The organism is Vibrio sp. B1ASS3 (assembly GCF_905175355.1).
GTDB lineage: Bacteria > Pseudomonadota > Gammaproteobacteria > Enterobacterales > Vibrionaceae > Vibrio > Vibrio owensii.
Genome location: NZ_HG992742.1, coordinates 513,077 through 534,858 on the forward strand (window position 1 = coordinate 513,077; position 21,782 = coordinate 534,858).

25 protein-coding genes and 2 pseudogenes are annotated in these 21,782 nt (G+C 46.0%); 9 read left to right on the top strand and 18 right to left on the bottom strand.

All coding sequences use genetic code 11. From position 1 onward, the window contains the following. Positions 1-51: 51 nt before the first annotated feature. Positions 52-579, bottom strand: coding sequence for a ribosome biogenesis factor YjgA (gene yjgA / locus KJB05_RS02375; RefSeq protein ID WP_005442209.1), 528 nt, complete (start codon positions 577-579; stop codon positions 52-54). Between the two features lie 110 nt (positions 580-689). Between yjgA and pmbA the strand changes: the two genes are divergently transcribed. Next, positions 690-2,033, top strand: coding sequence for a metalloprotease PmbA (gene pmbA / locus KJB05_RS02380; protein WP_005442211.1), 1,344 nt, complete (start codon positions 690-692; stop codon positions 2,031-2,033). Positions 2,034-2,116: 83 nt separating this feature from the next. On the opposite strand, the gene mgtE is transcribed toward pmbA, so the two are convergent. From mgtE to KJB05_RS02435, 11 genes and pseudogenes are all read right to left on the bottom strand, one after another. Next, positions 2,117-3,472 (bottom strand): magnesium transporter, encoded by a 1,356-nt coding sequence (gene mgtE, locus KJB05_RS02385; RefSeq protein ID WP_005432861.1) that lies wholly within the window; start codon positions 3,470-3,472, stop codon positions 2,117-2,119. Between the two features lie 166 nt (positions 3,473-3,638). Beyond that, on the bottom strand, positions 3,639-3,914 hold the full coding sequence (locus KJB05_RS02390; RefSeq protein WP_005442213.1) for an HPr family phosphocarrier protein: 276 nt from the start codon (positions 3,912-3,914) through the stop codon (positions 3,639-3,641). 2 nt (positions 3,915-3,916) lie between these two features. After that, positions 3,917-4,780 carry an RNase adapter RapZ gene (gene rapZ, locus KJB05_RS02395; protein ID WP_005442214.1) on the bottom strand — a complete coding sequence of 288 codons (864 nt, stop codon included), beginning with the start codon at positions 4,778-4,780 and terminating at the stop codon, positions 3,917-3,919. Positions 4,781-4,794: 14 nt separating this feature from the next. Next, positions 4,795-5,241 (bottom strand): PTS IIA-like nitrogen regulatory protein PtsN, encoded by a 447-nt coding sequence (gene ptsN, locus KJB05_RS02400; protein WP_020195889.1) that lies wholly within the window; start codon positions 5,239-5,241, stop codon positions 4,795-4,797. 2 nt (positions 5,242-5,243) lie between these two features. After that, positions 5,244-5,531, bottom strand: coding sequence for a ribosome hibernation promoting factor (hpf, locus tag KJB05_RS02405; RefSeq protein ID WP_005432838.1), 288 nt, complete (start codon positions 5,529-5,531; stop codon positions 5,244-5,246). A gap of 24 nt (positions 5,532-5,555) precedes the next feature. Further along, positions 5,556-7,031 (bottom strand): RNA polymerase factor sigma-54, encoded by a 1,476-nt coding sequence (locus KJB05_RS02410; protein WP_005442216.1) that lies wholly within the window; start codon positions 7,029-7,031, stop codon positions 5,556-5,558. A 50-nt stretch (positions 7,032-7,081) separates the two neighbouring features. Continuing rightward, positions 7,082-7,806, bottom strand: a pseudogene (lptB, locus tag KJB05_RS02415) (LPS export ABC transporter ATP-binding protein). A gap of 1 nt (position 7,807) precedes the next feature. Then, on the bottom strand, positions 7,808-8,302 hold the full coding sequence (gene lptA, locus KJB05_RS02420; RefSeq protein WP_005432860.1) for a lipopolysaccharide transport periplasmic protein LptA: 495 nt from the start codon (positions 8,300-8,302) through the stop codon (positions 7,808-7,810). Then, positions 8,283-8,846: an LPS export ABC transporter periplasmic protein LptC gene (gene lptC, locus KJB05_RS02425; RefSeq protein WP_005436380.1), complete on the bottom strand. Its 564-nt coding sequence runs from the start codon at positions 8,844-8,846 to the stop codon at positions 8,283-8,285. The genes lptA and lptC overlap by 20 nt, the downstream gene beginning before the upstream one ends. 90 nt (positions 8,847-8,936) lie before the next feature. Continuing rightward, positions 8,937-9,908: an arabinose-5-phosphate isomerase KdsD gene (gene kdsD, locus KJB05_RS02430; RefSeq protein ID WP_005436381.1), complete on the bottom strand. Its 972-nt coding sequence runs from the start codon at positions 9,906-9,908 to the stop codon at positions 8,937-8,939. Between the two features lie 35 nt (positions 9,909-9,943). Continuing rightward, positions 9,944-10,909 (bottom strand): calcium/sodium antiporter, encoded by a 966-nt coding sequence (locus KJB05_RS02435; RefSeq protein WP_009707637.1) that lies wholly within the window; start codon positions 10,907-10,909, stop codon positions 9,944-9,946. A gap of 399 nt (positions 10,910-11,308) precedes the next feature. Here KJB05_RS02435 and mlaF point away from each other — a divergent pair, with 399 nt between their 5' ends. The 8 genes from mlaF (at position 11,309) to KJB05_RS02475 (ending at position 16,761) form a co-directional block, all read left to right on the top strand. Beyond that, a complete protein-coding gene (gene mlaF / locus KJB05_RS02440) occupies positions 11,309-12,112 on the top strand; it encodes a phospholipid ABC transporter ATP-binding protein MlaF (protein ID WP_038896979.1) in 804 nt (267 codons plus the stop codon). Further along, positions 12,102-12,893 carry a lipid asymmetry maintenance ABC transporter permease subunit MlaE gene (mlaE, locus tag KJB05_RS02445; RefSeq protein ID WP_005436385.1) on the top strand — a complete coding sequence of 264 codons (792 nt, stop codon included), beginning with the start codon at positions 12,102-12,104 and terminating at the stop codon, positions 12,891-12,893. Before mlaF ends, mlaE begins: the two co-directional genes overlap by 11 nt. A gap of 2 nt (positions 12,894-12,895) precedes the next feature. Then, entirely contained in the window at positions 12,896-13,393 is a 498-nt protein-coding gene (mlaD, locus tag KJB05_RS02450) for an outer membrane lipid asymmetry maintenance protein MlaD (RefSeq protein ID WP_005436386.1), read from the top strand. 3 nt (positions 13,394-13,396) lie between these two features. After that, a complete protein-coding gene (mlaC, locus tag KJB05_RS02455; protein WP_005436387.1) occupies positions 13,397-14,035 on the top strand; it encodes a phospholipid-binding protein MlaC in 639 nt (212 codons plus the stop codon). Continuing rightward, a complete protein-coding gene (locus tag KJB05_RS02460) occupies positions 14,035-14,355 on the top strand; it encodes a lipid asymmetry maintenance protein MlaB (protein ID WP_005436388.1) in 321 nt (106 codons plus the stop codon). The genes mlaC and KJB05_RS02460 overlap by 1 nt, the downstream gene beginning before the upstream one ends. A 3-nt stretch (positions 14,356-14,358) precedes the next feature. Next, the gene (gene ibaG / locus KJB05_RS02465) at positions 14,359-14,613 is read left to right on the top strand and encodes a BolA family iron metabolism protein IbaG (protein WP_005432865.1); all 255 of its coding nucleotides are present in this window, start codon (positions 14,359-14,361) and stop codon (positions 14,611-14,613) included. Between the two features lie 9 nt (positions 14,614-14,622). After that, positions 14,623-15,888 carry a UDP-N-acetylglucosamine 1-carboxyvinyltransferase gene (murA, locus tag KJB05_RS02470; RefSeq protein WP_208444973.1) on the top strand — a complete coding sequence of 422 codons (1,266 nt, stop codon included), beginning with the start codon at positions 14,623-14,625 and terminating at the stop codon, positions 15,886-15,888. 147 nt (positions 15,889-16,035) lie between these two features. Further along, the gene (locus KJB05_RS02475) at positions 16,036-16,761 is read left to right on the top strand and encodes a 1-acylglycerol-3-phosphate O-acyltransferase (protein ID WP_208444974.1); all 726 of its coding nucleotides are present in this window, start codon (positions 16,036-16,038) and stop codon (positions 16,759-16,761) included. An 85-nt stretch (positions 16,762-16,846) separates the two neighbouring features. Here the strand turns inward: KJB05_RS02475 and KJB05_RS02480 are convergent, their stop codons facing one another. From KJB05_RS02480 to arcA, 6 genes and pseudogenes are all read right to left on the bottom strand, one after another. After that, positions 16,847-17,236, bottom strand: a complete 390-nt coding sequence (locus KJB05_RS02480) for a RidA family protein (RefSeq protein ID WP_005432832.1) — start codon at positions 17,234-17,236, stop codon at positions 16,847-16,849. 166 nt (positions 17,237-17,402) lie between these two features. Further along, positions 17,403-17,864, bottom strand: a complete 462-nt coding sequence (gene pyrI / locus KJB05_RS02485; protein ID WP_077262166.1) for an aspartate carbamoyltransferase regulatory subunit — start codon at positions 17,862-17,864, stop codon at positions 17,403-17,405. Positions 17,865-17,881: 17 nt separating this feature from the next. Next, positions 17,882-18,812: pseudogene (pyrB, locus tag KJB05_RS02490) on the bottom strand (aspartate carbamoyltransferase). 89 nt (positions 18,813-18,901) lie between these two features. Beyond that, positions 18,902-19,027 (bottom strand): hypothetical protein, encoded by a 126-nt coding sequence (locus KJB05_RS28925; RefSeq protein ID WP_005432831.1) that lies wholly within the window; start codon positions 19,025-19,027, stop codon positions 18,902-18,904. A 69-nt stretch (positions 19,028-19,096) separates the two neighbouring features. After that, positions 19,097-20,101 carry an ornithine carbamoyltransferase gene (locus KJB05_RS02495; protein WP_038879681.1) on the bottom strand — a complete coding sequence of 335 codons (1,005 nt, stop codon included), beginning with the start codon at positions 20,099-20,101 and terminating at the stop codon, positions 19,097-19,099. 157 nt (positions 20,102-20,258) lie between these two features. Next, positions 20,259-21,479 (bottom strand): arginine deiminase, encoded by a 1,221-nt coding sequence (gene arcA, locus KJB05_RS02500; RefSeq protein ID WP_005432859.1) that lies wholly within the window; start codon positions 21,477-21,479, stop codon positions 20,259-20,261. Positions 21,480-21,782: the final 303 nt, after the last annotated feature.

A 21,782-nucleotide genomic window follows, 5' to 3' on the forward strand; every position in this document is an offset into this window, starting at 1 on the left:
GCATGAAAAAGCAGACTCAAAGGTCTGCTTTTTGCTTTCTTAAACACCGAATTAAATTTCTTCTTCTTCGTGCGCTTTTAGAATTTGGAAGATTTCACGGTAAGATTTTGCTGGTTTACCGGCTTTCTTCTCTTTCGCTGCTTGGCGAGCAAGTTGGCGTAGACGTTGACGATCCGCTTCTGGGTACAGTTCCATCACGTCATCAATCGCTTTATCGCCTTCTTCTACAACACGATCACGCAACGCTTCTAGCTTGTGCAGAGCGGCTGTTGCTTGTGAGTGCTTGTTGCGCACTTTGTCCAGTGCCGCTTGAATTGGCTCTGGATCTTCGTAACGCATTAACTTACCGATGCGTTGCAGTTGACGACGGCGTGCTTCGTTTTTAAAGCGCTGCGCATCAGCAATTGCTTCGCGTAGGTCTTCGCTCAATGGAAACTTTTCGAGAACTGCTGGCTTAAGGCCGACAAGCTCTTCGCCAAGCTTTTGCAGCTCTTCCATGTCTCGCTTCATCTCGGATTTACTTACCCAGATGATCTCTTCTTCTGGTTCCCATGGCGCTTTTTGATTCTTACGTGCCATTTCAGTTGCCTGTGTTTTGATTAATATTATGACTATTTTAACAAGAATCGTGGGGAGAAAGCGAAATTCTTGTTATTCTATTGTACATCGAATACATGATGTGAAAGACAATGGATATTAAACAGCAGGTTGCTGAGCAACGTACCGAGCTAGAACAAGCCGTTTCACGTGCACTAGAAATCGCTGCGGCGAAGTCTGATGCCGCTGAAGTCGCAATCACCAAGAGCACGGGTTTGAGTGTTTCCACTCGCATGGGTGACGTGGAAAACGTTGAATTCAACAGCGATGGCGCACTGGGCATTACTGTCTACCGTGGTCAACGCAAAGGCAGCGCTTCCACATCTGACTTGAGCGAAGCAGCTATTGAGCAAACGGTATTAGCGGCGCTAGACATTGCTCAATACACATCAGAAGACCCATTCGCAGGTCCCGCTCCAAAAGAATACATGGTGAAAGAGGTACCTGACTTAGACCTTTTCCACCCAGACGCACCCGATCCAGATTACGCTGCACAAGTTGCGATTGCCGCTGAAAAAGAAGCGCTGAACTACAGCGATGCGATTAAGCAAAGCGATGGTGCGAGCTACGACAGTCACTACGGCGTAAAGGTTTACGGTAACAGCCACGGCCTGCTAGCAAGCTACGCATCGAGCCGTCATAGCACCAGCTGTTGTGTGATTGGTGTAGGTCAAAACGGTGAGATGGAACGCGATTACAGCTACACCGTTGCTCGTCATCGTGACGATCTTTGGTCACCAGAAATGGTCGGTCGCAAAGCAGCTGAGAAAACCATCAGCCGCCTTGATGCGCAAAAGCTTAAGACAGGCAAATACCCAGTAATGTTTGCTGCGGACGTAGCGACAGGCTTGATTGGTCACTTAGTGATGGCAATCAGCGGTGGTAACCTGTACCGCAAGTCTTCTTTCCTATTGGATCACCTTGGTAAGCAAGTATTGCCAGAGTGGTTCAACATTTCTGAGCGTCCACACGTACTACGTGGTCTGGCTTCAAGCCCATTTGATAGCGAAGGTGTATACACACAAGATCGTGAAATCATCACTGATGGTGTCTTGGCTACTTACTTGTTAACCAGCTACGCGGCTCGCAAGATGAAGATGGACCCAACGGGTCACGCTGGTGGCATCCATAACTGGTACGTGAACTCTACCGGTCAGAACTTCGAGCAAATGCTTAAAGAGCTAGGCACAGGTTTACTGGTAACAGAAACCATGGGTCAAGGCGTGAACGTTGTGACTGGCGATTACTCTCGTGGTGCAGCCGGTTTCTGGGTTGAGAACGGTGAAATCCAATACCCAGTGTCTGAAATTACCATCGCGGGTAACCTGAAAGATATGTTCAACCAGATTGTTGCTGTGGGTAGTGATGTAGAAACACGCTCGCAAATCCAAACGGGTTCTATCTTGTTGGATACTATGAAGGTTGCTGGTGAATAAGCTTGCTAACCGCTAGATACGAAAAAGCCTGATGTGTTCATCAGGCTTTTTTATTGCTCGTTATCTGTAGGTCATTACTGATATTAAATCATTAAGGTCGCGAGACCGAGGAAGACCGACAGACCGATTACATCAGTCACTGTGGTTAGCGCCATACCACCAGCGAGGGCTGGGTCGATGTTCATTTTCTTCAGTAGGATTGGGATGGTAACACCGGCAACACCCGCAACCAGTAGGTTGGTCAGCATAGCTGCTGAGATAATCCCACCAAGCATCCAGTTACCTTTCCAAGCAACCACAATGCCACCGATGATCAGCGCCCACATAATGCCGTTTAACAAGCCGATGGCGGCTTCTTTCATCAAGAGTTCGCGTTTGTTCGAGTCACCGATGTGACCGAGTGCTAAGCCACGGATAACAAGCGCTACGGTTTGGTTACCGGCCACACCACCCATTGAAGGTACAATGGTCATCAAAACGGCAATCGCGGCCATTTGATCGAGCGTGGCTTCAAACATATTAGATACTGAAGCAGCTGCTAGTGCAGCAAGTACGTTGGCACCTAACCAGATACTACGTTTACGCGCTGATTTAACTACCGGAGCAAAGGTATCTTCGTCGTCGTCCATACCCGCCATACTCATCATTGAGTGCTCGGCGTCTTCACGGATAACGTCGACCACGTCATCGATGGTGATACGACCGACAAGATGCTGGTTTTCATCCACAACCGGAGCTGATACCCAGTTACGACGTTCAAACAGGCTTGCTACGTCAGAGTCACTGGTATCAACAGTAATTGCATCGTCGGCGTCTTCCATTACTTCACTGACTTTGACATCAGGCTGCGTGGTTATCAGCGTGGTGATCGGTAGTTCACCAATCAGTTTGCTGTCATCATCAATTACGTACAGTGCATCGGTCGCCTCGGGTAGTTCGCCTTTCATGCGCAGGTAACGCAGGACTACGTCGACATCAACGTCACCACGAATGGTGATTACGTCGGTGTTCATCAGTCCACCTGCGGTATCCTCAGGGTAGGATAGGGCGGTTTCAACGCGCAGACGATCGGCGGAGTCCATCTGGGAAAGAACTTCGCGTGAGACGTCGTCAGGCAAGCTACGCAGTACGTAAGCCACGTCATCGGTGTCCATGCCTTCCGTCGCTTCTGCAAGCGCTTCAGGAGCCATTTTGGACACAAGACTGTCTTTGACGTCTTCGTTTAGCTCGTCAAGAATCTCACCGTAATCTTCTGGGTCGGTAAGTTGCCAAAGAACCTCACGACTTTTACGCGGGGAGGCTTCTAAAAGGTGGGCAATATCCTCAGGCTCCATGTCCTGAAGTTGGCGACGAACATGGACGAAGCGGCCGTTTTCCAGCGCTTCAGTGACTTCTTGGAGGGCTTGGTGAGCTTGGTCGAATTCTATTTGCTCTGCCATTCATTCCTCCCAATTCCTGATATTTACAATGCTTTGAATAATAACTTAATTCTAGGCACCTTTTAATAACAACTTATGAAAGTCGACAAAATTATTTATCGGAATTTAAGTCGGAGGTGAAACTTATGTGGGATATCTGGCTAGAGATAATAAAAAAGCGAGTGAATCACTCGCCTTCATCAAACTTATCTTCAATCAAATGACACACTGCATCAAGGGCTTGCTCAGATTGATCGCCAGTAGCGTGGATAGTCACGTATTGTCCTTGGGCGGATTCCAGCATCAGCAACCCCATGACGCTGTCTGCGGTCGCGGTTTTGTCTTCTTCGTTGTCAATGGTGATTACTGCATCGAAGCTTTGCGCCAGTTCTACCAGTTTAACCGCAGCACGGGCGTGCAAGCCTAAGCGGTTTTGGATCAATACTTTACGACTTATTTCCACCGTTATTCCTTAACGTTCTTTTCCAATGAAGTGTGGCGAATTTGTACTTGATGGCCTTTATCAGCAAAGAACTCACCGATTTTTTGAGTTAAGTACACTGAGCGATGTTTACCACCAGTACAGCCAATCGCAACTGTTAGGTAGCTGCGGTTGTTTTTCTCTAGCAGTGGTAACCAAGTCTCAATGAAACTCTCAATTTGGTATTTAAGATCAAGTACAGACTGGTGTTGTTCTAGGAAAGCACCGATTGGCGCATCTAAGCCGGTCAATGGGCGCAATGCTGGTTCCCAATGTGGATTTGGCAAGAAGCGTACATCGAACACGTAATCGGCATCAGAAGGAAGGCCATATTTGAATCCGAATGACTCAAACACCATGACTAAGTCTTTACGATCTCGACCTTGAACACGCATACGGATCGTTTCGCTGAGATCATGCAAAGATTGCCCGCTACTGTTCAGCACTAAATCAGCGTGCGCTTTGAGTGGCATTAAGATCTCTTGTTCAAGCTCAATGGCCTGATCAAGCGACAATGACTGACTACCAAGTGATAACGGGTGAATTCGTCGTGTTTCGCTGTAGCGAGTAAGGAGCGTTTCTTTATTCGCGTCTAAGAACAGTACTGTCACATCCAGTTCAGCTTTAAGCTTCTCTAAGGTGGTGTTCAGTTCTTTGAGTTTCTTAGGAATGTTTCGAATATCAATGCTTACTGCAACGTTCTGTTTGCTCTCTGATACAGATTGAACAAACGCGTCAAGCAAGTTTACTGGTAGGTTGTCTACACAGTAATACCCCAAGTCTTCTAGTACGCGCAGGGCAACACTCTTCCCGGCACCGGAATGCCCGCTAACAACGATTAATCGCATGGTGATCGTCCTGATTACTGATGAATCATAATGTCGTAGAGTTCTTCATCACTCTGAGCGTTACGCAGGCTCTTTAGCACTTGCTTGTTGCTCAGGCGTTCTGCCATAGAGGATAGTGTTTTGAGGTGCTCTTTGCACTGTTCTTCTGGAACAAGAAGAGCAAAAAGAAGGTCGACAGGTCGGTTGTCGATAGCATCAAACTCAATCGCCTCGTCACATTGCAGTAATACGGCGATGGCTTTGTCGCTAGATTGCATTCTTGCGTGAGGGATAGCAATACCGTTGCCGATACCCGTACTACCCATTTTTTCTCTGCTGAGCATACACTCAAACAGTTCTGTAGAATCTTGGCCCGTGTTCTCAGCAACAATTTGGCTGATCATTTCTAGGGCACGTTTCTTACTTGTACAATGGACTGCACTTTTGGTGCAGTCCAGTGACAGTATCTCGCTCAATTGCATGATTAATGACTGTTTAGTTTTTCTTTGTGCTTGTTAAGTTGACGAACTAATTTATCCACCAGCGAATCAATTGCTGCATACATACTTTCGTCGTTCGATGACGCGTGGATTTCGCCCTGATTGATGTGGAGCGTAGCTTCCGCTATTTGGTTGAGTTTTTCAACTTTTAGTACGACTTGGACTTGGTTAATGTGGTCGAAGAACCTTTCGAGCTTCTGAAACTTAGATTGAACATAGTCTTGCATTGAATCGGTAAGATCAACGTGATGGCCTTGAATATTGATTTGCATAGACTTTCCTTTTCAGTTGGTGCCTTAAAGTAGGCGTTTACGCTGACTTGAAGGGGCGATACCCAAGGATTCGCGATATTTCGCTATCGTTCGTCTCGCGACTTGAATCCCTTGGTCAGCCAGAAGAGCAGCAATCTTGCTATCACTCAGTGGTTTAGCGGTATTCTCCGCTGCGACCAGTTTCTTGATAAGAGCACGAATTGCTGTGGACGAACATTCTCCACCATTGTCTGTACTAACATGGCTAGAGAAGAAGTACTTCAATTCAAAAATGCCACGTGGGGTATGCATAAACTTCTGTGTTGTCACACGAGAGATTGTTGATTCATGCATGTCCACATCCAATGCTACATCGTTTAGTACCATTGGTTTCATGGCTTCTTCACCATACTCGAAGAAATCTTGTTGATGTTCAACAATACATCTTGCAACTTTGAGAAGCGTCTCGTTTCTGCTTTCTAGGCTCTTAATCAGCCATTTTGCCTCTTGCAAATTGCTGCGAATGTACTGGCTATCCGCACTGTTGCCTTTGCCTAGTTGCGCATATTGTTGATTTACTTTTAGTTTCGGAATGCTGTCAGGGTTAATGGATACGGTCCACTTACCATGATCTTTAAATACAGACACATCCGGAATGACGTATTCAGTGTCATCAGGTGTGATACGGCTGCCTGGGCGAGGGTCAAGTTGTTGAATCAACTTCAATACTTCACGCAGATCAGCTTCTTTAAGCTTAGTCTCTTTGATAACAAGCTTGTAGTCGCGATTACCAAGGTGATCGATATGATCGCTAAGAATCATCTTCGCTTCAGCAAGCCATGGCGTGTCTTCAGGGAATGTCGCCAGTTGCAGTAGCAAGCACTCTTGTAGATTGCGAGAAGCAACGCCAAGTGGGTCAAACTGCTGAATACGCTTACGTACTGCTTCTACTTCATCCAATTCCACTTCTTCGTTGTCGAAGCTCTCGTGAATTTCTTCAGGAGAAAGGGTTAGGTAGCCGTAGTCGTCGATAGCATCGATGATCGCGAGGGCAATGGTGCGGTCGGTTTCACTGAAAGGTGTTAAATCTAACTGCCACATAAGGTAGTCATGCAGCGATTCGGTAGTTTCACCTTGGTAGACAGGCATGTCGTCGTCAAGCGCTAGGCCTGTGCTGCCGGTGTTTGCGCTGTAAACGTCATCCCAAGTGGTATCGATTTCTAGCTCAGAGCTGATTTCTGATTTCTCAATCACATCTGAACTGTCTGGCAGATCGGGCTCTGAGGCATCGTTGGCTTCGTTCGCACTGTTATCAGCAGATTCAGACGCTGATTTGTCTTCACCGTTTGCTTGAGGTTCTTCGTGGCCTTCTTCAACTTCCAGTAGCGGGTTGGAGTCAAGTGCTTCTTGGATTTCTTGTTGAAGATCGAGCGTCGACAATTGCAACAAACGAATCGCTTGCTGCAGCTGCGGCGTCATGGCTAACTGTTGACCTAGCTTGAGTTGTAATGAAGGTTTCATTCAGTGTTACTTACCTTGTAATGCTCAGAATCTTACCGTTCCTAATGTAATCATAGACGGAATTGTTCGCCGAGATAAACTTGTTTCACCTGTTCGTTATTGAGAACTTCATCCGGAGTTCCCGATGCAATTAGGTGTCCTTGGCTTACGATATAGGCTTTTTCACAAACGTCCAAGGTTTCGCGAACGTTATGGTCAGTGATTAACACGCCAAGGCGCGATCGCGCAAGTGTTCAATGATTTTTTTGATGTCGTTAACCGAAATTGGGTCAACACCCGCGAACGGTTCATCCAACAAAATGAATTGAGGGTTAGCGGCCAGTGCTCGGGCGATTTCTACACGGCGGCGCTCACCACCTGATAGTGCCATACCCGCACTGGTGCGTATGTGCTGTATGTGGAATTCTTCCAACAAATCTTCAAGCTTATCTTGGCGTTCTTCTCGAGTAAGCTCTTGGCGAGTCTCTAAAACAGCCATGATGTTGTCTTCTACCGACAGCTTACGGAAGATCGATGCTTCTTGTGGCAGATAGCCAATACCTAAACGTGAGCGGCTGTGCATCGGAAGGATACTGATATCTTGATTGTCGATAGTAATGGTGCCTTCATCACGTGGCACCAAACCCACAATCATGTAAAACGATGTAGTTTTACCCGCACCGTTTGGACCCAAAAGACCAACAATTTGGCCAGACTCTACTTCGAGACTTACATCGGTAACGACCTTGCGCTTTTTGTAGCTCTTCGCAAGGTTCTTTGCGCTCAGTACTGCCATATTAGTTCTCGATTTGGTTCGGTTGTAGGATGGTGGTTACGCGCTCATCCTTCGAGCTGTCAGCGACTAGCTTCTGTTGACCAATTTGGTAACGAATCGACGAACCTTTGATGGTATTGCCGTCTTGTGCCAGTTGTGCTTGACCTTTCATGGTCAATTCATCAGTAGAGATGCGGTAGTCTAACTCAGTTGCTTGGCCGCTTAGCGTTTTGCCATCGTCCATCAACTGAGAAAACGTAGCAGGCTTACCAAATGCTTGGATCTGCTTGATAGACTCGGTCTTAGGATCGCGAGTCACAACGATTCTATCAGCATCGATATTGATGCTACCTTGCTTAAGCGATACATCACCTTTAAAGATGACCTGGTTACTCTTCATGTCCACCTGTTGGGTGTCTGAATTGATGTAAACCGGTTGTTGAGTATCCGACTTAAGTGCTAACGCTTGCGGCGCTGCTAAAACCAATGCCAGTAGGCTAAGGTGTAACGGTTTCATATCGACCTTGAACTTCATCAGTCAGAGTCGCAGTGTGAGCTTTTAAGTTGCCCTGCATTGCGCCTCCGGTAGTTTCAAATTGCGGTCCAACCAACATCACTTGTTGATCGGCTTTAAAATCACGATTACTTAGATTGATGACCAGTTTGTCTGTTGCCATGGTGTCGAAACTCGCATCAGGCAATAGATTCTGCATAAGTACTTTGTCGTACAAGGTCAGAATTTGGTCTTCATCTAGTACTGCTCTTGTTGCAGTAACTTTCCACTCCACAACGCTACCTTCGCGGTAAACCATCAGTGTTGGGCTTTTAAAAATCGTGTCTCCACTCTTGGCATAGTGATCCAAGTTGGTGGAACGGATGATGTAACTGCGGACACCATCTTCACCATAAGTGATATTTTCTAGTCCAGTACCACTGAACATAGGCAGTTCTAAATTTGGTGCTACTTGGATATCTTCATTACCTTTTGGCGTGAGTAGGTAATAACCACACCAAGCGACAACAAAAACCAAGAGCAAATAAATAAGGCGAGTAAAACTCATAAAATAAAGGCCTTTATCTTAGCTCAGTACTTCCCTGACCATTGCCTTAATCTGTTAAATCAAATCGTTAAGTCTTTTGGAGGCGCGATCTTACATCACGCCTGCTTTAAGTAAATCATGCATATTGAGTGCGCCAACAATTTTATTGTTATCGCACAAGATCAGAGCATTGATGTTCTTGTCTTGCATTAAGTTTAGTCCTTCCACAGCCAGCATTTCTGGGTGCGCGGTGGTTGGGTTCTTCGTCATTACGTCACCGATCGCTGTGGTATGGATATCAATGCGTTTGTCCAGAGTACGGCGCAAATCACCATCGGTGAATATACCAAGCATAGCATCGTGCTCATCGACAATAGCGGTCATACCCAAGCCTTTTTCAGAAATCTCGAGTAAGGCGTCACGAATCAGAGCGTCCGGTGATACTTTTGGTAGTGCATTACCGAAGTGCATTATATCAGACAGCTTAAGCAGCAATTTTCTTCCCAGTGCACCGCCAGGATGTGACAGGGCGAAGTCTTCTGCTGAAAAACCGCGAGCTTGCAATAGCGCAACTGCAAGGGCATCGCCCATTACTAATGTCGCCGTTGTGCTGCTTGTCGGAGCAAGGCCCAGCGGACAAGCTTCTTTAGGGACTGTAATTTGCAAATGCAGATCGGACAGTTTCGCCATATTTGATTCTGGCTTGCCTGTCATACTGATGATTTTGATGTTCAGGCGTTTCAAAACTGGGAATAGAGACAAAATCTCATGAGACTCTCCCGAGTTTGAAATCGCAATAACAATATCACCCGCGCTGATCATGCCTAGGTCACCATGTGCAGCTTCGCCAGGGTGAACGAAAAATGCCGAAGTGCCAGTGCTCGCAAGGGTCGCAGCAATTTTGTTGCCGATATGACCTGATTTGCCCATGCCCATTACGACAACTTTGCCGTTATTGGAAAGAATCAATTCGCAAGCTTGTTCAAACTGCGCGTCAAAGTATTGGTCAAGTTGTTGTAAGGCCGTTACTTCGATATCGAGAACTTGTTTAGCAGCAGCGCGAAAATCAAATTGAGTGGACATATCAGTGCTCCAATTTGTCTTTACTTATTATGTTATTAAGCGGCCATGTTTGCGAATAGGTACACTTGGTAAGCCAAGAAACATACAAACAGGATGCCACCTTCAAGGCGGTTAATGCTGCGTGATTTACCAAGACACATCGCTACCAAGAGTAGAGATACACCTAGCATCACCCAGAAGTCACGACCCATTGCGTATTCGCTCAAGGTTGAAGGGTTAATGATGCCTGGCAGGCCCATTACCGCAAGAATATTGAATACGTTTGAGCCGATGATGTTACCCACAGCCATGTCGTCTTCGCCTTTTAGAACGCCAGCAAGAGAAGCGGCAAGCTCAGGAAGACTTGTACCAATGGCAATGATGGTTAGGCCGATAACAAGATCACTCATGCCGAAGTACTTAGCAATAACCACGGCGTTATCAACCAGCATGCTTGCTGCCAAAGGAAGCAGTATCAAGCCAATCACTACCCACATAACGGCTTTTGAGTTGCTCACACCGTCTGGAACTTCAGACTCTTGCTCATCAACGAAAGCATCGCCCGCTTTTTGTTCTTTGCGGCTGATTTGCAGCATGGCAAATAAGAAGCCACCAAACAAAACAAACAACAGTACACCTTCGTAGAAACCTAGATGACTATCCCAAAGTAAGATACCCGCTAGAACAGTCACTGCTATCATCAAAGGCAGCTCACGACGAATAACGGCAGAACTGATAGAAAGTGGTTTAATTAGGGCTGTAATACCTAGGATCAGAGCGATGTTGGCAATGTTCGAACCCAGAACGTTACCTACAGCAGTGTCGGTTTTGCCGTCCCATGCTGCGGTTGCAGAAACCATCATTTCTGGTGCCGAAGAGCCCATTGCTAGAATGGTCATACCGATCACTAGAGGTGAAATACCGACGTTGCGGGCCAGAGCGGCAGAACCAAAAACAAGTTTATCTGCACTCCAAACAAGTAAAACAAGACCGACGATAAGCAACGCTACGGCTTCGAGCATGATGATTCCTAAGTAATAAAATAAGTGAAATGAGTAACCGCTAATTTTGACCTTTTGCGGCCAAAAATGGAAGATAAACAACAAATAAATTAAAGGTTAGTAACGAAATTGTGTTTAATTGTTGCTCATATACTCGTCGTTTAGAATACGGTTAATCTGGCTCGAGATATAAACACCTTCCTTTCATTTCGTCATATTTTATGAAGATTTGCTTGAATTTCGTCGGCTTTATTTAATTGAACAGTGCTTTTAATTAACGTTCAATGTGCTTATGATTGCAGCCTAATAAGTGTACCGAAGTCACTTTAGGATATTCTCGACGTAATATCTTGAAAACAATCGGGGTTGAGTTGGATTGCAACTCTGTGAGAACCGCTCACAAACAGTAGAAGAGATAGTATGTCGAACAACGATTTAGTTACCGTTAACAATCTCACTTTTTCACGTGGCGAACGCAAGATCTTCGATGGCGTTGATTTGCATGTGCCAAAAGGAAAAGTGACTGCCATTATGGGGCCGTCAGGGATTGGTAAAACGACACTGCTGCGTCTGATAGGCGGGCAGCTTTATCCTGAGCAAGGAGAGATCTGGTTTGATGGCGACAATATCCCATCACTATCTCGTAAAAAGCTTTATCACGCTCGAAAGAAAATGAGCATGTTATTTCAGTCGGGCGCTTTGTTTACTGACTTGAACGTGTTCGACAACGTGGCGTTTCCTTTACGTGAACACACAGAACTTTCTGAGGAATTCATCCGTACCATGGTGCTGCTAAAGCTTGAAGCCGTTGGCTTACGTGGTGCGGCAAAGCTGATGCCTAGCGAATTATCTGGCGGTATGGCTCGACGTGCTGCGTTAGCGCGTGCAATTGCACTTGATCCAGACCTCATCATGTACGATGAGCCGTTTGTAGGGCAGGATCCAATCACCATGGGTGTGCTGGTCGAATTGATCAGTAATTTGAATCGAGCACTAGGTCTGACTTCAATTGTCGTTTCTCACGACGTTCCTGAAGTGATGAGTATTGCCGATTGGGTTTACTTGATGGCCGATGGAAAAATCATAGCGTTTGGTACGCCGCAAGAACTGAGAGATAACCCTGACCCTCGCGTGCAGCAATTCTTAAAAGGTGAAGCTGATGGTCCAGTGCCATTCCGCTTCCCTGCTCAAAGTATCGAAAAGGACTTATTTGATGGCCGATAGCTTTATTCAATTTGTCGCTTCTCTAGGAAGACGTACGCTCGCCATCTGTGAAGCGTTTGGTCGCGCGACTTTAATGCTCATTGGCGCCTTGGTGACTCGACCTCAGCCAATAAAAAACTTTCCGTTACTGATTAAGCAGCTTTACTCGGTTGGCGTTCAGTCATTGGCGATTATCGTCGTTTCGGGTTTGTTTATCGGTATGGTGCTTAGTCTGCAAGGTTATGTTGTGCTGGTGGACTATGGTGCAGAAGGTAGCCTTGGTCAAATGGTGGCTCTATCGTTGCTACGTGAACTTGGCCCTGTTGTTACGGCGCTTTTGTTTGCTGGCCGTGCTGGCTCTGCTCTAACAGCAGAAATCGGACTCATGAAAGCAACGGAGCAGCTTTCTAGTATGGAAATGATGGCCGTCGATCCACTAAAACGTGTTATCGCACCGCGTTTTTGGGCTGGTGTTATCTCAATGCCTCTATTGGCTATGATCTTTATGGCGGTTGGCATTTGGGGAGCTCAGATTGTCGGTGTGGATTGGAAAGGCGTAGACCACGGCAGCTTTTGGGCTGCGATGCAATCTTCGGTTGAATTAGGCCAAGACATCGGTAATAGCATGATCAAATGTATCGTGTTCGCGATTACCGTTACTTGGATCGCTTTATTTAATGGCTATGACGCTATTCCAACTTCGGAAGGGATCAGCCGAGCAACGACGCGCACTGTTGTGCATTCTTCTTTAGCAGTACTGGGACTAGACTTTGTACTGACCGCATTGATGTTTGGGAATTAATCATGCAACAAACACGTAAAACAGAATTATGGGTTGGCAGCTTTGTATTAGCAGGAATTTGCGCGATTCTTGTGATGATTTTTCAGGTTGCTGACGTAAAAAGCATTGGCTCTGGCAATACTTACACCCTGAAAGCCGAGTTCGATAATATTGGTAGTTTGAAAGTTCGCTCTCCAGTGAAAGTTGGTGGCGTTGTTATCGGTCGTGTAAGTAACATTACACTTAACCCTGATAGCCTATTACCGGTCGTGAGCTTGTCGATTAATAGCCAGTATAACCAGTTCCCTGAAACTTCTAGTGTGCAAATTTTGACATCAGGATTGATTGGTGAGCAGTACATTGGCTTGGTTCCGGGCTTTGTTTTTGACGATGAAGAAATGCTTGTTGATGGTGATACCATCGAAGACACTAAATCTGCATTAGTATTAGAAGACCTGATTGGTCAGGTACTTTACAGCATTGGTGGCTCAGGCGATTCTGGTGACACGAGTAAGGAATAACCTATGTTTTCTAGACTATTACTTTCATTCGTAGCGGCGTTTACTGCTTTTGGCGCAGTGGCAGCTGAAGTAGATAAAACTCAGCCATATTCAATGATGAAGCAGGTTGCTGAAGTGACGTTCGAGCGTCTGAAAAACGAGCAACCGCAAATCAAACAAGATCCTAACTTGCTCAAAACCATTGTTGAAGAAGAGCTGATGCCTTACGTCAACGATCGCTATGCGGCATTGAAACTGCTTGGTCCAAACTTGAAAGGGGCGAAGCGTGAAGATGTGGGTGAATTCATCACAGCATTCCGTGCTTATTTAGTGACTTCATACGCGCAAGTGTTAACACAATACACGGATCAGCAAATTGAATTTGGCCCTGAGCCAAAACTGGACCCTTCTAAGCGCATCACGAGTATCAAAGTTGATATCATTGACGCGCCGCGTCCGAATATCAAACTTGAGTTCAAACTGCGTAAAGATAAGAAAACCGGTGAATGGTTAGCATTCGACATGGTTGCAGAAGGTATTAGCTTACTATCGAGCAAGCAATCAGAGTGGAATACTCAGATTCGCCAAGACGGTATTCTTGCGGTCGCAAAAGATTTAGAGAAACTGGCAGCACAGCCAATTCGCTTCGAGGCAGCAAAGTAATGGCGCAGTCTCATTCTCAGTGGCATTTACAAACAGACATTCTTAAGCTTACAGGGGCGCTGGATCGCGATACAGTGCCCGCACTGTGGGCGGTGGCACAGCAATGGCAACCTTCTCAAACCGAGCTAGAATGCTCGCTCCAAGAGATTGAACGCATTGACTCTGCGGGAATGGTGATGTTAATCCACTTATTAGAGCATGCAAAAAAGCAAAACTGTCATATAATGCTCAGTTTCGTGCCGGCGCAATTGCGCACTTTGTTTCAGCTGAGCAACGTTGAATCTTTAGTGGCCAAACATATACAGAATTATCAGGGGTAAATTGTGGATAGCGCAAAAGTACAACAGTTACTAGAAGAAGCACTAAACCTTCAAGAAGTGCATGTAAAAGGTGAAGGTAGCCACTATGAGGTGGTTGCTGTTGATGCTTGTTTCGATGGAATGAGCCGCGTTAAGAAGCAGCAGTTAATTTACGGTCCTCTGATGGATTACATCCAGCGTAACGACATTCACGCGCTATCGATCAAAGCGTTCACTCCAGAAGAGTGGGCTCGTGATAAGAAGCTAATGTCGCTTTAAGGTTTATTGATGGAAAAGTTTCGAGTTATTGGGTCAGATAAACCACTGGTTGGTGAAGTGACCATTTCAGGTGCAAAAAACGCAGCACTGCCGATTTTATTTGCGTCTATCTTGGCGGAAGAGCCTGTAGAAGTGACGAACGTGCCACACCTTCGTGATATCGATACAACCATGGAACTGCTTAAGCGTCTTGGCGCAAAAGTAAGTCGTAATGGTTCCGTTCATGTCGATCCAAGCAGTATCAACGAATACTGTGCTCCTTACGATTTAGTAAAAACCATGCGTGCATCTATTTGGGCGCTTGGTCCTCTTGTAGCTCGATTTGGCCAAGGTCAGGTTTCTCTACCTGGCGGTTGTGCTATCGGTGCTCGTCCTGTTGATTTACACATTACTGGTCTAGAACAGCTTGGCGCAACCATCACCCTAGAAGATGGTTACGTGAAAGCGGAAGTCGATGGTCGCCTTAAAGGCGCGCACATCGTGATGGACAAAGTGAGTGTTGGTGCAACGATCACTATCATGTGTGCAGCAGCGCTTGCTGAAGGCACAACAACGCTAGACAACGCAGCGCGTGAGCCTGAAATCGTTGATACAGCGGATTTCCTAAACACACTTGGTGCAAAAATCTCTGGTGCGGGTACAGATACCATCACTATCGAAGGTGTTGAACGTTTAGGTGGTGGTAAGCACAGTGTTGTGGCTGACCGTATCGAAACCGGTACCTTCCTAGTTGCAGCAGCGGTTTCTGGTGGCAAAGTTGTATGTCGCAACACCAATGCACATCTGCTAGAAGCGGTACTGGCTAAGCTAGAAGAAGCGGGCGCATTAGTAGAAACTGGTGAAGACTGGATTTCTGTTGATATGACAGACCGGGAACTGAAAGCAGTAAGCATTCGCACGGCTCCGCATCCAGGTTTCCCTACTGACATGCAGGCGCAATTCACGCTATTGAACATGATGGCGAAAGGCGGCGGCGTGATCACGGAAACTATCTTTGAAAACCGTTTCATGCACGTACCAGAATTGATGCGTATGGGCGCGAAAGCAGATATTGAAGGTAATACGGTTATCTGTGGCGACGTAGACTCTCTAAGTGGCGCACAAGTGATGGCAACTGACCTACGAGCTTCGGCAAGTTTGGTGATTGCAGGTTGTATCGCCAAAGGCGAAACCATTGTTGATCGCATCTACCACATCGACCGCGGTTACGACAAAATCGAAAATAAACTGTCTGCACTTGGCGCAAATATTGAGCGCGTGAGTGAGGCAGGTTAAACTGCATCGCAGTTGACCTAGATATGAAGAGAGCCGAAACTCAGGTTTCGGCTTTTTTATATCGCGCTTTCTGTCATAGTTCATGACTATGTTCAAAGAGACAATAATAGCTGTAGCTGGCGCAAAGCCGGTTCCTGGAGAACAACAATGATTGCACTGTTACGTGTATTTGCTGTCGCAATTTTCGCAATTGTGATGTTTATTGGTGGTTGTGGTTACTGCCTACTAAGCCCTCGAAACCCTAAGCACGTGTTCACCTTTGGTCGTCTATTCGGCAAGATGTCGCGCGTATTTGGTATCAAGCTTGAGCTGCGTCTTCCGGATGATGCGTACTCTCGCGGTCAGCATGTTTACATTGCTAACCATCAAAACAACTGGGACCTTTTCACTGTATCTTCTGCGGTAACACCAAAAGTAGTAACAGTAGGTAAAAAGAGCCTAGCGTGGATGCCGTTGTTTGGTCAGCTTTACTGGCTAACAGGTAACATCTTGATTGACCGTGCAAACCGCTCTAAAGCAAAAGGCACTATCGACCAAGTCGTGGACAGCATCAAAAACAGTGATGTTTCAGTATGGATGTTCCCAGAAGGTACGCGCTCACGTGGCCGTGGCTTACTGCCATTCAAGACTGGTGCATTCCATGCCGCTATCGGTGCAGAAGTGCCAATCATTCCAATCGTGTGCAGTTCGACAGACCATATCAAATTCAACCGCTGGAACAATGGTCATGTGATCATTGAGATGCTGCCACCAGTTAGCTCTGAAGGTTACGGCAAAGAAGGCGTACGTGAGCTAGCGAATATTTGCCGCGAGCAAATGAAAGAGAAGTTGGCTGAGTTGGATGAAGAAGTGAAACAGCGCAACGCTGCTTAAGTTTTGCTGCGATATCATTACAAAAAGACAATAAAAAACGGGTAGCCTGAGCTACCCGTTTTTTTATGCTTGTCAGCAAGTGCAATTATTTGCGAACTGCAATTGCTTCAATCTCGATGCCTACATCTTTAGGTAGACGAGCGACTTCCACGCAAGAACGCGCAGGGTAGTTTGCTACTTCGTGCTCATCGAAGAACTTGCCGTAAACTTCGTTCACTGTACCGAAGTCGTTTAGGTCTTTCACGAATACTGTCATTTTAACGATGTCAGTCACTTTAAGGCCTGATGCTTCAACAACAGCTTTTACGTTCTCTAGAGATTGACGAGCTTGCTCTGCGATGTCTGCAGACACTTCACCTGTCGCTGGGTTTACTGGGATTTGGCCAGAAGTTAGAACCATGTTGCCTAGATCTACGCCTTGAACGTAAGGACCGATTGCTGCTGGTGCAGACTCAGTGTGAAGTACTTTCGTCATTTGAATTGTTCCATCTGTTTAGGGGGAATAAAGAGTTTGCTCAAGTATCTTGAGCGTTCTTAAGAAGAATCAGTTTGCCTTTAAACATGAAGCACGTAAAGAGCAAAATACCCCGCATTAGCGGGGTATCAGTCAATTTATCGTTAGCAAGAATCGAAGCGAGAAATTAACGCTCAGTCACGATCTCACGTGCGAATACTTTCTCACAGTATTTACACTTCAGACGGATTTCTTCCTTCTTCTCGAACACTTGGAAGCTGCTCGCAACTGGCTCGTTGTGGGTAATGCAGTTAGTGTTTGGGCATTCAAACACGTTGTTAACTTGCTCTGGTAACTCCAAAGCAAGCTTCTTCACAACTTCGTAGTTTTCGATTTGGTTTACGGTCGCATGTGGTGCGTAAAGTGCTAGCTTGCTTGCCTGTTCTTCGTTGATGAACACGTTCTCAATCTTCAGCAAGTCTTTATGACCGAGTGCTGATGAAGGTAGGTTCAGACCGATGGTTACGCGTTGAGAAGAGTTGTGCATATCGAACAGCTTCAGCACCTTAATACCAATTTGTGCTGGAATGTGGTCGATTACTGTGCCGTTTTTGATTGCTTCAACCTGCAATTGAGTTTCTTTAGCCATGTTATTCTCTCCCTCGATTACAGTGTTTCGTTAAGAACCAGTGCCAACAACGCTTGGCGCGCATAAACGCCGTTTTCTGCTTGTTGGAAGTAGTAAGCGTGTGGTGTGACGTCGACGTCTGTGGTGATTTCATCCACACGTGGCAGTGGGTGTAGCACTTTCAAGTTCTCACGCGCACCTTCTAGTAGCGCCGCTGTTAGGATGTAAGCTGACTTGATGTGCGCGTATTCAGATTCATCGAAGCGCTCTTTCTGTACGCGAGTCATGTACAGGATGTCTAGCTCAGGAATCACGCTTTCCATGTCTGTGTGCAAGCTGTATTGGATACCTGCTTCATCAAGTTCTTCGCATAGGTAATCTGGCATCGCAAGTGCTTCTGGTGCAACGAAGAAGAAACGGATGTTATTGAACTTCGCCAATGCTTGCGTCAATGAGTGTACGGTGCGGCCGTACTTTAGGTCACCAACGAACGCAACGTTCAGGTTGTCTAGACGACCTTGTGTTTCCGCGATGGTGTATAGGTCGAGTAGCGTTTGCGTTGGGTGTTGGTTTGCGCCATCACCAGCGTTGATAACTGGTACGCCGTTAGAGAACTCAGACGCCAAGCGCGCTGCGCCTTCTTGAGGGTGACGCATCACGAATGCATCGACATAAGAAGAGATCACTTGAACTGAGTCAGACAGCGTCTCGCCTTTTTTCGCCAGAGAGGTGTTACCACCGTTATCAAAACCAATAACATCGCCACCGATACGTTGAATCGCTGTTTCGAATGACAGACGAGTACGTGTGGATGGCTCAAAGAAACAGCTCGCTACAACCTTGTTTTTTATCAGTTCTGGACGAGGTTCTTTTTTTTAGCTGACCTGCAGTTTCTACAATCAGTTCCAGTTCTTCACGTGAAAGCTCTGGAATAGAGATGATGTGCTTCTGGTAAAGCGAGTTCGCCATGATCTTCTTCCCTATAACAGTGGTGACTATCCCCAAAATTACCCTGATGGAATTTCGGACATAAAAAAACCTCCCCAATTGGGGAGGTTTTAAAATTCAATAGAATTAACGAAAATAACAGCACGTAAGCGTAGTCGCTTAGCTAGAGCAAATCGCGTTTTTACGTCAGCAATCGGCGTGGTCATTTCGTAATCCTCAGACAAATTGCCGAGCATTATACGCTTAACTTTCGTGAGCGCAAGCGATTACATCATGGTTTTTGTTACCATTTTTAATGCTTTGGTTTAGCTGCCTAAGGTTGCCACCATCACGGCTTTAATCGTGTGCATGCGGTTTTCGGCTTCGTCGAATACGATAGAGTATTCAGACTCAAACACCTCTTCGGTGACTTCAAGCCCTTTCATTCCGTATTTCTCTGCTACTTCTTTACCCACAGTCGTTTCATCGTTGTGGAAGGCTGGCAGGCAGTGCATGAACTTCACATGAGGGTTGCCCGTTTGCTTAATCACATCCATATTGATTTGGTAAGGTGTCATCAGCGCAACACGCTCATCCCAAGCCTCAGCCGACTCACCCATCGAAACCCAAACGTCAGTGTATAAGAAGTCACAGCCTTTGACGCCTTCTTCAACGTTTTCAGTGAGCGTGATTTTCGCGCCGGTTTGTTGGGCAATTTCTTGGCAAGTTGTCACTAATGCTTCTTCTGGCCAGAACGCTTTTGGCGCTACAAGGCGGATGTCCATGCCCATTTTTGCTGCGCCAACCATGAGTGAATTACCCATGTTATTGCGAGCATCACCAAGGTAAGCAAACGTCATCTCATGCAGTTGTTTCCCACGTCCGTGCTCTTGCATGGTCAGGAAGTCTGCAAGGATTTGGGTAGGGTGGAACTCATCCGTTAAACCATTCCAGACAGGTACACCAGCATAAGTACCAAGCTCTTCAACGATCGATTGACCAAAGCCACGGTATTCGATGCCATCGTACATACGACCAAGAACACGAGCGGTATCTTTCATCGATTCTTTATGACCGATCTGTGAGCCAGAAGGACCGATGTAAGAGACTTGAGCGCCTTGGTCAAAGGCCGCGACTTCAAACGCACATCGGGTACGAGTAGAAGATTTCTCAAAGATTAGTGCGATGTTTTTACCTTGAAGTTTCTTCTGCTCTGTTCCTGCATATTTAGCTTTTTTAAGCTCTGCAGACAGTTCGAGCAAAAACTGGATCTCTTTAGTTGAGAAGTCCAATAGCTTCAAAAAGTTGCGATTACGTAGATTGAAAGCCATAGCTCGTCCCTTAGGTCGTTTGGTTGATAAAGAATAAAAGCATTAAAACATATAAATGCTTTTATTGTGAATAATTATTTTAATTAAAAACAAAAAAAGGTTGATGCATTCACATCAACCTTAGTCTCAATTGGTTTTATTTGGTGGGAGAGGTTTCTCAAATATCGTCACGTTCGATTGGGCAACTCATACAACGTGCACCACCACGACCGCGACCAAGCTCGTTACCCGGAATAGTCAGGACTTCAATGCCAGCTTTGTCGTACTTCTCGTTAGTGTAGACGTTACGTTCGTAACCAATCACAACACCTGGCTTCACCGTCAGTACGTTGTTGGCATCGTTCCATTGCTCTCGCTCAGCTTCGTAGCTGTCACCACCGGTTGTGATGATCTTCAATTGGTCTAAGCCAAGTGCCGATTCAATGGCATGCAGATAGTTGTGTGATGCTTCGACATGCATTTCACCGTTGCCTTTAGGTGTTAGGCGCCAAGTATCTAAATCTTTACGCATGATCTCTGGGTATACCGAGAAAGTGTCTACATCCATGTGCGTCATGACCGTATCAAGGTGCATGCACGAGCGGTGTTTTGGTAGGTCGATAGCAATCACTTCTTTCGCCTGACCAGATTTAAACAGGCTTGCCGCTAAGTTTTCTACACCTTGCGGGGTTGTGCGCTCAGACATACCAATTAGAACTGCACCTTTACCGATAACCAGTACATCACCACCTTCAACGTTAGCATTGTCGTAGTGTTGGTCTTCATCACCAAAGTAGTTAATGAAATCTTGACCCGCGAAGGTTGGGTGCCAGCGATAAATCGCGCGCAGATGGTTGGTTTCGCGTTGACGTGCAGGCATCATCATTGGGTTAAGAGAAACGCCGCCATATACCCAGCATGATGTGTCACGGGTAAAGAGGTGGTTAGGCAGAGGTTCGATCACAAAATCCAGTGGGCGCTTCATCTTCGGCAGCATTGATGAAGATTTGATTGGCAGTTCGGAGTAAGCCAAGCCGCCAAGGAGAATGCTTGCTAAGTGCTCATCGTCCATCTCTGCGAAGTACTGACGCAAATCACGAGCGAAAGTCGGACCATAACGGAAGTCAGAGATCTGAGTATTCAACAACCATTGTTTTGCTTCTGGAACCGCAAGGGTTTCAACCAGCAGATCATGAAGCAGTAGTACTTCGACATCTTGTTCACGCAGTGTGCGCGCAAATGCGTCGTGTTCTTCACCAGCCGCTTCGACCGCCAATACGTCATCAAACAGTAGCTCATGGCAGTTCGATGGCGTTAGGTGGGTGAGGGCGCGCTCTGGGCGATTTAATAGAACTCGTCTTAGTTGACCAACTTCTGATCCAACGTACAGCTTACTCATTTTGCATCCTTACAAATATTCCAGCCGTTAGTTATGACAAGCTTGGTGCAAAGATGCAAGTCCTAGAACTTTGCTTATATATTGCAAAAATATCGTTTTTTGGCGCTATATTTTGTAAATGATTTCTTGGTGTATTTTTATTCTATATTTTGTTGTTTGTTCATGACTTTTAAAAAGTGCGTTTTTATTCTTTTTCGTTCGAGAAAGGAGTCATACATCAATAGTGCATAAAACGTGCATAACCATTCTGAAATATGCAGTTTTTAGCTTTCTTTTATTCGTTAGGTCAGAATTACCGAGCCG